The organism is Blautia intestinihominis (assembly GCF_040096655.1).
Lineage (GTDB): Bacteria > Bacillota > Clostridia > Lachnospirales > Lachnospiraceae > Blautia_A > Blautia_A intestinihominis.
On sequence record NZ_JBBMEI010000028.1, the window covers coordinates 37782 to 48939 of the forward strand.

Sequence of the window (11158 nt, forward strand, 5' to 3'; positions counted from 1 at the left end):
ACGTTAAAGGAGAGCACAAAGTATGAAAGGTGTATTGATGACAAAGATGGTGCAGGAGCTGAGCCTTACAAATCTGACTCCTGAGATTGACCTGTCAGACAAGAAGATCATAACAGCAGAGATTAACCGTCCTGCACTGCAGCTTACTGGTTATCTGGAGCATTTTGCCAATGAACGTGTTCAGATCATCGGTTATGTAGAGTACACATATCTGATGCAGCTCAGTGATGAGAAACGCATGATGACATACGAGCGATTCATTTCCAGTAAGATTCCGTGTGTTATTTTCAGTACCATGACCAAGCCGTCTCAGGATATGATCGACATGGCAATTAAATATAATGTTCCTACATTTGTGACAGAAAGAACAACTTCAAGCCTGATGGCGGAGATCATCCGCTGGCTGGGCGTACAGCTTGCACCATGTATTTCCATCCACGGAGTTCTGGTAGATGTCTATGGTGAGGGGATCCTGATCACAGGTGAGAGCGGCATCGGTAAGAGCGAGGCTGCGCTGGAGCTGATCAAGCGTGGACACCGTCTGGTAAGTGACGATGTTGTAGAACTTCGTAAAGTAAGTGACGTTACCCTGGTCGGATCTGCGCCGGACATCACGAGGCATTTTATCGAGCTTCGAGGCATCGGTATCATCGATGTCAAGACGCTGTTCGGTGTTGAGAGTGTCAAGGATACCCAGTCTGTAGACCTTGTCATCAAACTGGAAGAGTGGGACCGCGACAAAGAATACGACCGTCTCGGTCTGCATGAAGAATACACCGAATACCTTGGAAACAAGATCGTGTGCCATTCCCTTCCGATCAGACCAGGACGTAACCTGGCTGTTATCGTAGAATCTGCCGCAGTCAACCACAGACAGAAGAAGATGGGTTACAATGCGGCTGAGGAACTCTACAAGCGTGTACAGGCAAACATTGCACGTAAGAGAGAAGAATAAATTTAAGAAAAGGTGGAGAAAAATGAAATCATATTGTTTTGGAATCGACGTAGGCGGAACTTCTGTAAAATGCGGTCTGTTCAACACAGACGGAACACTGTTAGAGAAATGGGAGATCCCTACCAGAACTGAAAATAAAGGCGAGAACATCCTTCCGGACGTTGCTGAGACGATCAAAGCCAAGATCGCAGAAAAGAATATTGACAAAGATGATATCGAAGGTGTTGGAATCGGAATTCCAGGACCGATCAACTCCAAAGGAGAAGCTGCCTGTGCAGTAAACCTCTACTGGGGATTCACACCGGTAGCTCAGATCTTAAGTGACCTCACAGGACTTAAGGCTCAGGCAGGAAACGATGCAAACGTAGCAGCACTCGGTGAAGCATGGAAAGGTGCAGCGGCAGGTTCTCAGAATGTGATCATGGTCACTCTCGGAACTGGTGTCGGCGGCGGAATCATCATTGACGGCAAGATCGTAGCAGGTTCCCACGGAGCAGGCGGTGAGATCGGACATGCACTCGTAGTCCGTGACGAAGCCGAAAAATGCAACTGTGGAAATCATGGCTGCCTGGAACAGTATGCTTCCGCAACAGGAATCGTGCGTGTGGCTGGAAGAATGCTTGCAGCTTCCGATGACGACAGTACCTTAAGAGAACTTCAGAATATCACAGCAAAGGATGTTCTGGACGCTTTCAAAGCCGGAGATGCAGTAGCAGTCCGTGTTATGGAGTATGTTGGAGACCTTCTCGGCGGAGCAATTGCAGGATTTGCTACAGTTGCTGATCCGGAAGCAATCGTTATCGGCGGCGGTGTATCCAAGGCAGGTCAGCCGCTTATCGACTGCATCGAGAAATACTATCAGAGATATGCATTCCCGTCCTGCAAGGAGACACCGATCGTTCTTGCAACACTTGGAAATGATGCAGGTATCTACGGTGCTGCCAAGATGGTACTCTGATAATCAGAAATTACATATTTTGAGCTGAACCTGAGAGGAAGAAGTCTTTTTACGAAGATTTCTTCCTTTTTTTAGAAAAAAATCCCAAAAAACCAAGGTTTTTGAAAGAAAATGTGAAGTTTTTAATTGGGGGCTTTATTTACGATTTTTTATTTGATATAATGGTACGGACTATAAAGGAGGAAAACCATGAATTACGGAAAAAAATCAGTCTCCAGGAAGCGGAATTCTCTGATTTCCCGTACCGCAATGATGGGTAAGAGAGCACATGTTTCTTTTATCAGAGTCCTGTTTGCGGTCCTGATCACAATATGTGTGGTCGTGGGATGTGTCGGGATTGGAGCTTTCAGGGGAATTATAGACAATGCTCCCGATGTGAATGATATTGATATTTCACCATTGGGATATGCGACTTTTTTGTATGATGGTGACGGAAATCAGCTTCGTAAATTAACGGCTCCCAGTTCCAACCGTCTGCCTGTCTCAATCGACCAGATTCCGGTGGATCTGCAGCATGCGGTAGTTGCGATAGAGGATGAGCGTTTTTATGAGCATAATGGAATTGACGTGCGCGGAATCCTGCGTGCTTTCGTAAAAAATATCACCTCAGGAAATCTTTCTGAGGGAGCAAGTACGATCACTCAGCAGCTTCTCAAGAACAATGTATTTACCAACTGGACCAAGGAGTCTACCTGGCTTGAACGTTTTACACGTAAAATACAGGAACAGTATCTTGCGGTAGAAGTTGAGAAGAAGATCAACAATAAGGATGTGATCCTTGAGAACTATCTGAATACCATTAACCTTGGAGCAGGAACTTATGGTGTACAGGCAGCAGCAAGGAAGTATTTTAATAAGGATGTCTGGGATCTGAACCTTTCAGAGAGTGCAACTCTGGCGGGTATCACACAGAACCCGACACAGTTCAACCCGATCGAACATCCAGAGGAAAATGCCAAGAGACGTAAAGAAGTTTTGGATCACATGATCGCTCAGGGCTATATTACACAGGCACAGTATGACGAAGTGCTCAATGATGACGTGTATTCACGCATCCAGGCTGCCCAGATCGAGAATTCTGAGACAGAGAATACGGTTTACAGTTATTTTGAGGATGAACTGATCGATCAGGTGATCAATGACCTGATGAATATTAAGGGATATACCAGAACACAGGCACAGAACCTTGTCTACAGCGGTGGTCTGAGCATTTATACAACACAGGATTCTGCAATCCAGAAGATTCTTGATGAAGAATATGCAGATCCGTCCAATTATCCGGATTATGTACAGTATGCACTGGACTATGCACTGACTGTCAAGAATCCTCAGGGTGAAGAAGTAAACTACAGCAAGGAAATGCTCGAGCTTTACTTCCAGAATGAAGATCCGGAATTTGACCTGCTCTTTGACTCTCAGGAAGAAGGTCAGAGTTATGTTGACCGTTATAAGGAAAGTATTCTCGCAGACGGAAGCACGGTTGTAGCAGAGCGTGTAAGCTTTGCACCTCAGCCACAGTCGTCCATGAGTGTAATCGACCAGCATACAGGATATGTCAAGGCGATCATCGGCGGTCGTGGAGAGAAGACTGCAAGTCTGACGCTGAACCGTGCAACGGATACAACCAGACAGCCTGGATCTACATTCAAGATCCTGTCTACGTATGCACCTGCTCTCAATGAGAAAGGCATGACACTGGCAACTACTTTTGAAGATGAACCATATAATTATCCGGATGGTTCACCAGTTAACAATGCATCGAGAAGTTATAATGGAACAACCACGATCCGCAAGGCAATCCAGAATTCTATCAACGTTGTTGCTGTCAAATGCCTGGAGGAAGTTACACCGGAACTGGGACTTCAGTATCTGGACAATTTTGGATTTACAACACTGGCACATGGCACAGAAGCAGATCGTGATGCTGATGGAACAGTATGGACAGATGCAAACCTCCCACTGGCACTCGGTGGTCTGACAAATGGTGTCACAAACATAGAACTGTGTGCAGCTTACGCGGCAATCGCAAACAGTGGAAATTATATTGAACCACTTTATTACACCAAGATCCTGGATCATAATGGCAATGTCCTGATCGAGAAAACATCTGCCGGACGTTCTGTTATCAAAGAAAGTACAGCATGGCTTCTTACAAGTGCAATGGAGGATGTTGTGACACAGGGTACAGGTACAGCGTGCCAGCTTGATAATATGACAGTCGCAGGTAAGACTGGTACTACAGATGCATACAATGACCTGTGGTTTGTAGGATATACACCATATTATACCTGTGCAGTATGGTCTGGATTTGACAATAACGAGAAACTTCCAGAGGATGCGAGAAACTTCCACAAGAATCTCTGGAAGAAAGTCATGACCCGTATTCATGAGGGACTTCCGGACAAAGATTTCGATATGCCTGCAAGTGTAGAGAAACTCAGTGTCTGCGCAGAGACAGGGCTTCTTCCGCGAGCCGGATGCCCGATTATAACGGAGTACTTTGATATCGGTGATGTTCCAACGGATGAGTGCGACCAGCATTTCTATGGATATTCTGATTATGATAATTCTGATATGACGGAATACACCACAGAAGAGGGAATATATAATTCTGATGGTACACAGACAGATAATACGGACGATAATACCGGAGATAATACCGGAGATAATACCGGGGATAATACAGGCGATAACACTGGAGACAATACCGGAGACAACACGGGAGATAACACCGATAATACCGGAGACAATACCGGCGGAAACGACGGCGGAGATAACGGTGGTGATAATGGAGATAACACCGGAGGCGATGATGGTGGAGATTCTTCAGGTGGAGATGCCGAAGAATAATAAAGTATGAAACAGCAGCAGGCTGCAATCATCTGGCACAGGATGGTCGCAGCCTGTGTTGTACAGGCAGGGAGGATGAGAATGGAACAATACAAAACAGTACTGGAGGGCGGTACCGGGGAGATCGTCGAGAAGAAATCCCGCTTCATAGCAACGGTGCGCCCGGTTAAGAATGAGGAGGAAGCCCTGGCATTTCTGGAAGAGATGCGTAAGAAATACTGGGATGCCAGACATAACTGTTATGCATATTCAATCGGGAAGAACCGAGAATTTACCCGCTGCAGTGATGATGGAGAGCCATCCGGCACAGCAGGCCGGCCGATGCTGGATGTGATCCTGGGCGAAGATATCTATAATGTTGCAGTAGTTGTGACGCGATATTTCGGAGGAGTGCTCCTCGGAACCGGCGGGCTTGTCAGAGCTTACTCCAAAGCCGTGCAGGAAGGACTTGCAGGAAGCCTTGTGATCGAGAAGAAAAAAGGCATTTCTCTCAAGGTTACAACAGATTACACAGGAATTGGCAAGATCCAGTACATCGCAGGAGAACGTCAGATCCCGATCCTCGACAGCGAATATACGGACAAAGTTGTTCTGAAACTTCTTGTTCCTGACGCAGAAACAGAAGCTGTGCAGAAAGCCATCACAGAAGGCACAAACGGCAGAGCAGGAATGGAAAAAGAAAAAGAATTGTACTTTGCAAAAGTAAATGGAGAAGTTCTTACGTTTGAGGACTGACGATCGAAAGAACGATTATTTTGAAATTGAAATACAAAAAAAGCTGAACGCATGTGCAAAACAACGTTCAGCTTTTTTGCCTATTCAGATCAGCATTTCTCCGGTTCCGGATAATCTACGCCAAAAGTATCAACAGTCATAGACTTGATCTCCTGGTCATCAAGCGGACGGTCTCTGAAGTCTGTCTCAGTCTCAGCGATCTTGTTGACAACATCCATGCCCTCGATCACTTTGCCGAATGCAGCATAGCTTCCGTCAAGATGCGGAGCAGTTTTGTGCATGATGAAGAACTGGCTTCCGCCTGAGTTTGGATGCATAGCTCTTGCCATGGAAAGAACACCTGGGGTATGAGCCAGATCATTTGCAACACCGTTCTGTGCAAATTCGCCCTTGATGCTGTATCCCGGGCCGCCCATTCCGGTTCCTTCCGGGCATCCGCCCTGGATCATGAAACCGTTGATGACACGGTGGAAGATCAGTCCGTCATAGAATCCTTTCTTTACAAGGCTTATGAAGTTGTTGACTGTGTTTGGAGCAACTTCCGGATATAATTCTGCTTTCATTACATCGCCGTTTTCCATAGTAATGGTTACGATCGGGTTTTTATTTGCCATAATGATAATCTCCTTTTGCAAAAAGTATTGTTTTTCTTTGTGGGCTCTATTATAATATGCAAAGAACAATTCTGCAAGGAAAAAGGTGATTTGCGTGATAATAGAGACAGAAAATCCGGAGGAAACTTTTGCCCTCGGACAAAAAATCGGCAGAGCTGCCACTCCCGGACAGGTCTATACACTGACCGGTGATCTGGGCGTTGGCAAGACTGTTTTTACACAGGGGGTTGCATCAGGACTTGGAATCACTGAGCCGGTGAACAGCCCTACATTTACGATCGTACAGGTATACGAGGAAGGCAGACTTCCTTTTTATCATTTTGATGTATACAGGATCGGCGATATAGAGGAAATGGAAGAGATCGGATATGATGATTATTTCTTTGGAGAGGGTATCTGCCTGATCGAGTGGGCAGAGCTGATCGAGGAGATCCTGCCGGAAAACAGGATTTCCATAACCATCGAGAAAGATCTTTCCAGAGGATTTGATTACAGACGTATCACGATCGAGGGACTGGAATTATAATAATTGAGGAGAAAAAAATGAAAATTTTAGGTCTTGACAGCTCAGGAATTGTAGCTTCCGTAGCTGTTGTAGAGGATGATATTCTCGTAGCAGAATACACCGTAAATTACAAAAAAACACATTCACAGACACTGCTTCCGATGCTGGATGAGATCGCAAAGATGACAGAGCTTGATCTGAATACGATCGACGCGATCGCAGTCGCAGCAGGACCGGGATCTTTTACAGGACTCCGTATCGGTTCCGCAACTGCCAAGGGACTTGGACTTGCACTTAAGAAACCGCTTGTGGCAGTGCCGACAGTAGAGGGACTTGCATACAATCTGTATGATACACAGGGACTGATCTGCCCGATCATGGATGCAAGAAGAAAACAGGTCTACACAGGAATCTATCGTTTCGAGGATCACAGACTTGTGACAGTAGAAGACCAGATGGCAGTGCCGATGGAAGAAATGATCACGAAGCTGAATGCATACCAGCAGCCGGTGACCTTCCTGGGCGACGGCGTACCGGTTTTCAAGGACCTGATCGCAGAGAAACTGACTGTGCCGTACACATTTGCACCGGCACACGTAAATAAGCAGAGAGCAGCAGCAGTCGCAGCACTTGGACTTGTTTATTACAAAGAAGGTAAGATACAGACAGCAATGGAGCACATTCCGGACTACCTGCGTGTTTCTCAGGCAGAACGCGAACGTGCGGAACGAGAGAAAAAGGAGCAGCAGTCATGACTTTCCGGGAGATGCTGATCGAAGATCTGGATCAGGTCATGGAGATCGAGACAGATCTTTTTGCCATGCCATGGACAAAGGAGGGAATGTTCACTTTCCTGACAAGAGAGGACACCATGTTCTTCGTAGTAGAAGAAAAGGGCAGGATCCTTGGTTACTGCAGCATGCAGACAGTGCTGGACGAGGGTGATATCCTCAACGTGGCAGTACGCAGTGACCGCCAGAAAGAAGGAATCGGCTATTTTCTGGTAGACAGCATGCTGATGCTTGCACAGGCACAGGGAATCAGCCTGGTTCATCTTGAAGTCAGAGAAAGCAACGGAACTGCCCGCAGACTTTATCAGAGACTGGGATTTGTCGAGGATGGACTTCGCAAAAATTATTATACCGATCCGCTGGAAAATGCGGTTCTTATGACAAAGAAACAATGAGAATTAGAAAAAGAGGAAAAATATGTTAGATGTTTGTTTACTTGGAACCGGAGGGATGATGCCGCTTCCAAGACGCTGGCTGACTGCCCTTATGACAAGATATAACGGAAGCAGCCTGATGATCGACTGCGGCGAGGGAACACAGGTGGCAGTCAAGGAAAAAGGCTGGAGTTTCAAACCGGTCGATGTGATCTGCTTTACCCATTACCACGGAGATCATATCAGCGGACTTCCGGGACTGCTCCTTACCATGGGCAATGCAGACAGGACAGAACCACTTACACTGATCGGTCCGAAAGGACTGGAGCGGGTCGTAAATGCATTACGGGTGATCGCACCGGAACTTCCGTTTGAGATCCGGTTTATCGAGATCACCAAACCAGAAGAAGTCATTGAGATCAATGGATACAGGATCACTGCATTCAGAGTGAACCACAACGTGATCTGTTATGGATACACACTTGAGATTCTGCGCCAGGGCAAATTTTCACCGGAACGCGCGAAGGAACAGGAGATCCCGCTGAAATACTGGAATCCTCTGCAGAAGGGACAGACCATAGAAGCAGACGGTGTTGTATATACGCCGGATATGGTGCTCGGACCAGACCGTAAGGGGATCAAAGTTACCTATACCACAGATACCAGACCGACAGAGTCTATCCTGCGCAACGCAAAAGGCTCAGATCTTTTTATCTGCGAGGGAATGTATGCCGAGGAAGAGAAGCTTGAGAAGGCCAAGGGCTACAAGCATATGATGTTCCGCGAGGCAGCGACACTTGCCAGGGATGCAGAGGTAGGAGAAATGTGGCTGACGCATTTCAGCCCGTCACTGATCCGGCCGGACGAATATATGGATAAAGTAAGAGAGATCTTTCCGAATTCATACCCGGGCAGGGATGGCAAAAGTGTAGAATTAAATTTTGAAGAAGACTAGAGGTGTCTGAATATGGAAGATACATTAATTTTGGCAATCGAAAGTTCCTGCGATGAGACCGCCGCTTCCGTAGTAAAAAACGGCCGGACGATTTTATCCAACGTGATCTCATCACAGATCGAACTTCACAAATTATACGGAGGAGTTGTCCCGGAGATCGCTTCCCGTAAACATATCGAGAAAGTAAACCAGGTCATCGAGAAGGCTCTCAAAGAAGCTGACGTTACTCTGGATGATCTGGACGCGATCGGTGTAACTTACGGACCAGGACTTGTAGGAGCGCTTCTTGTGGGCGTAGCAGAGGCAAAAGCCATTGCCTATGCCAAGAAACTTCCACTGGTAGGAGTGCATCATATCGAAGGACATGTTTCTGCAAACTATATAGAGCATCCTGATCTGGAACCGCCATTTTTGTGCCTGATCGTTTCCGGCGGTCATACACATCTTGTTATCGTCAAGGATTATGGAGAATTCGAGATCCTTGGACGTACAAGGGACGATGCAGCCGGCGAGGCATTTGACAAAGTAGCACGTGCGATCGGACTGGGCTATCCGGGTGGACCAAAGATCGACAAATTATCCAAAGAAGGAAATCCGAATGCCATCGTATTCCCGAAGGCCAAGATCGGAGACTGCCCATATGACTTCAGCTTCAGCGGTGTCAAATCAGCAGTCCTGAACTATCTGAACCAGGCTCAGATGAAAGGAGAAGATGTAAACCGTGCAGATCTTGCAGCTTCTTTCCAGAAAGCTGTCGTAGATGTGCTTGTAGAACATACCATGCAGGCAGCAAAGGATTATCATATGGACAAAGTAGCGATCGCAGGCGGAGTTGCATCCAACGGAACACTTCGGGCAGCGATGGAAGAAGCATGCCAGAAACACGGATACAAATTCTATCGTCCGTCACCGATCTTCTGTACAGATAATGCGGCAATGATCGGAGTGGCAGCTTATTACGAATTTAAAAAGGGAACCCGTCATGGCTGGGATCTGAATGCAGTTCCGAACCTCAGATTAGGTGAGAGATAAAATCCTTTTTACTTTATTAAGAAAGATTTGATGGAGGGCTTATTATGAAGCAGGAGAGAAATACAGCGATCGTTCTGGCAGCAGGACAGGGCAAAAGAATGCACAGTAAGATCCAGAAGCAGTTTCTGGAGATCGATCACCGCCCGGTTCTGTACTATTCACTGGAATGTTTTCAGAAAAGTCCTCTGATCCAGGAAATTATTCTGGTAACAGGAGAAGAAATGATTTCCTATTGTAAAAGAGAAATCGTAGAACGCTATCATTTTACAAAAGTAACCAAAGTGATCGCAGGCGGCAAGGAGCGATATGATTCTGTATATCAGGGGCTTCTTGCCTGCGAAGACTGCGATTATGTATTTATACACGACGGGGCAAGACCGTTCATAACAGAAGAAATCCTGGAGAGAGGTATCTTTGGAGTGCAGGAGACAGGCGCCTGTGCAGTCGGCATGCCATCCAAAGATACCATCAAGATCGCAGATAAGGATGGATTTATCCAGTCTACACCGGACCGCAGCCAGGTGTGGTCTATTCAGACACCACAGATCTTTGCATATCCCCTGATCAGATCCGCCCATGAGAGTCTGCGTGCAAAAGACATGTCAGGAGTCACCGATGATGCCATGGTAGTAGAGCAGGAAAAAGGCACCAAGATCCGCCTGGTAGAAGGCTCCTACCAGAATATCAAGATCACAACACCAGAAGATCTTGATGTTGCAGAAACTTTTTTGAAAAAATATAAAAAAATGTAAATTTAGGTGTTGACATGTGCGAAGTTCGATGATAGAATATGTCTTGCGCTGACAGAGAAGCGCAAAAAACACTGAAAAGTGAATACGGAGAGATATCGAAGTGGTCATAACGAGGCGGTCTTGAAAACCGTTTGTCCGCAAGGGCGCGTGGGTTCGAATCCCACTCTCTCCGCTTGTTAAGAATAAAAAAGATTTTGAAAAAGTCGAAAAAGTTCTTGACAAAAGAAAAACAACGCGATATAATATAAAACGCTTCTGGTAAAGAAATAAACCAAAGCGATTGCGTAGGGCAATTTGGAGAAGTACCCAAGCTGGCCGAAGGGGCTCCCCTGGAAAGGGAGTAGGTCGTTAATAGCGGCGCGAGGGTTCAAATCCCTCCTTCTCCGTTTCAAAACTTCTTGGATAGAAAGTTTTGAAAAAAGTTAAAAAAAGTTCTTGACAAATAGTTGAGAATGAGATAAAATAAACGAGCTGTCGCAAGATGGTAAGTGAAGAACCTTGATAACTAAACAGTGAAACACATACGATTCTCGAAAATTCTTTAAGAATCATCATTCAATAGAATGAACTTTTTATAAACAGTAATGACGAGAGATAACTAAGCTAGTTGGTTGTCTTGAGTAATCAAACACTTTAT

11 protein-coding genes and 2 tRNA genes are annotated in these 11158 nt (G+C 46.0%); 12 read left to right on the forward strand and 1 reads right to left on the reverse strand.

Annotation, left to right across the window (positions count from 1 at the left end; translation table 11 throughout):
* The first annotated feature begins 22 nt into the window (after positions 1-22).
* The 4 genes from hprK (at position 23) to WMO75_RS10215 (ending at position 5498) form a co-directional block, all read left to right on the forward strand.
* A complete protein-coding gene (gene hprK / locus WMO75_RS10200; protein ID WP_349077980.1) occupies positions 23-955 on the forward strand; it encodes an HPr(Ser) kinase/phosphatase in 933 nt (310 codons plus the stop codon).
* A 22-nt stretch (positions 956-977) separates the two neighbouring features.
* Positions 978-1913, forward strand: a complete 936-nt coding sequence (locus WMO75_RS10205) for an ROK family glucokinase (protein ID WP_022215130.1) — start codon at positions 978-980, stop codon at positions 1911-1913.
* 189 nt (positions 1914-2102) lie between these two features.
* Positions 2103-4763 (forward strand): transglycosylase domain-containing protein, encoded by a 2661-nt coding sequence (locus WMO75_RS10210; RefSeq protein WP_118699180.1) that lies wholly within the window; start codon positions 2103-2105, stop codon positions 4761-4763.
* Between the two features lie 81 nt (positions 4764-4844).
* Positions 4845-5498 (forward strand): YigZ family protein, encoded by a 654-nt coding sequence (locus WMO75_RS10215; RefSeq protein WP_022215132.1) that lies wholly within the window; start codon positions 4845-4847, stop codon positions 5496-5498.
* 89 nt (positions 5499-5587) lie between these two features.
* Here WMO75_RS10215 and WMO75_RS10220 read toward each other — a convergent pair whose 3' ends face one another.
* Positions 5588-6112, reverse strand: a complete 525-nt coding sequence (locus WMO75_RS10220) for a peptidylprolyl isomerase (RefSeq protein WP_118699179.1) — start codon at positions 6110-6112, stop codon at positions 5588-5590.
* Positions 6113-6206: 94 nt separating this feature from the next.
* On the opposite strand from WMO75_RS10220, the gene tsaE reads away from it, so the two are divergent.
* From tsaE to WMO75_RS10260, 8 genes are all read left to right on the forward strand, one after another.
* Positions 6207-6638 carry a tRNA (adenosine(37)-N6)-threonylcarbamoyltransferase complex ATPase subunit type 1 TsaE gene (tsaE, locus tag WMO75_RS10225; protein ID WP_118253308.1) on the forward strand — a complete coding sequence of 144 codons (432 nt, stop codon included), beginning with the start codon at positions 6207-6209 and terminating at the stop codon, positions 6636-6638.
* A gap of 17 nt (positions 6639-6655) precedes the next feature.
* Complete coding sequence (gene tsaB / locus WMO75_RS10230) at positions 6656-7372, forward strand: tRNA (adenosine(37)-N6)-threonylcarbamoyltransferase complex dimerization subunit type 1 TsaB (protein ID WP_022215135.1); 717 nt, start codon at positions 6656-6658, stop codon at positions 7370-7372.
* Positions 7369-7803 carry a ribosomal protein S18-alanine N-acetyltransferase gene (rimI, locus tag WMO75_RS10235; protein ID WP_022215136.1) on the forward strand — a complete coding sequence of 145 codons (435 nt, stop codon included), beginning with the start codon at positions 7369-7371 and terminating at the stop codon, positions 7801-7803. Before tsaB ends, rimI begins: the two co-directional genes overlap by 4 nt.
* Positions 7804-7825: 22 nt before the next feature.
* On the forward strand, positions 7826-8737 hold the full coding sequence (locus WMO75_RS10240; RefSeq protein ID WP_022215137.1) for a ribonuclease Z: 912 nt from the start codon (positions 7826-7828) through the stop codon (positions 8735-8737).
* Positions 8738-8749: 12 nt separating this feature from the next.
* Entirely contained in the window at positions 8750-9769 is a 1020-nt protein-coding gene (tsaD, locus tag WMO75_RS10245; RefSeq protein WP_349077981.1) for a tRNA (adenosine(37)-N6)-threonylcarbamoyltransferase complex transferase subunit TsaD, read from the forward strand.
* Positions 9770-9813: 44 nt separating this feature from the next.
* A complete protein-coding gene (gene ispD, locus WMO75_RS10250; protein ID WP_022215139.1) occupies positions 9814-10521 on the forward strand; it encodes a 2-C-methyl-D-erythritol 4-phosphate cytidylyltransferase in 708 nt (235 codons plus the stop codon).
* Positions 10522-10607: 86 nt separating this feature from the next.
* Positions 10608-10693, forward strand: a tRNA-Ser gene (locus WMO75_RS10255).
* A gap of 124 nt (positions 10694-10817) precedes the next feature.
* Positions 10818-10907 (forward strand) — tRNA-Ser (locus tag WMO75_RS10260).
* The last annotated feature ends 251 nt before the right edge of the window (positions 10908-11158 follow it).

What these genes read in the sequence shown, in the direction of transcription:
- WMO75_RS10210 (WP_118699180.1), top strand. Translation starts at nt 2,103, where the DNA reads ATGAATTACGGAAAAAAATCAGTCTCCAGGAAGCGGAATTCTCTGATT.
- WMO75_RS10205 (WP_022215130.1), top strand. Translation starts at nt 978, where the DNA reads ATGAAATCATATTGTTTTGGAATCGACGTAGGCGGAACTTCTGTAAAA.
- WMO75_RS10220 (WP_118699179.1), bottom strand. Translation starts at nt 6,112, where the DNA reads ATGGCAAATAAAAACCCGATCGTAACCATTACTATGGAAAACGGCGAT.
- WMO75_RS10215 (WP_022215132.1), top strand. Translation starts at nt 4,845, where the DNA reads ATGGAACAATACAAAACAGTACTGGAGGGCGGTACCGGGGAGATCGTC.
- ispD (WP_022215139.1), top strand. Translation starts at nt 9,814, where the DNA reads ATGAAGCAGGAGAGAAATACAGCGATCGTTCTGGCAGCAGGACAGGGC.
- hprK (WP_349077980.1), top strand. Translation starts at nt 23, where the DNA reads ATGAAAGGTGTATTGATGACAAAGATGGTGCAGGAGCTGAGCCTTACA.
- tsaB (WP_022215135.1), top strand. Translation starts at nt 6,656, where the DNA reads ATGAAAATTTTAGGTCTTGACAGCTCAGGAATTGTAGCTTCCGTAGCT.
- tsaD (WP_349077981.1), top strand. Translation starts at nt 8,750, where the DNA reads ATGGAAGATACATTAATTTTGGCAATCGAAAGTTCCTGCGATGAGACC.
- WMO75_RS10240 (WP_022215137.1), top strand. Translation starts at nt 7,826, where the DNA reads ATGTTAGATGTTTGTTTACTTGGAACCGGAGGGATGATGCCGCTTCCA.
- rimI (WP_022215136.1), top strand. Translation starts at nt 7,369, where the DNA reads ATGACTTTCCGGGAGATGCTGATCGAAGATCTGGATCAGGTCATGGAG.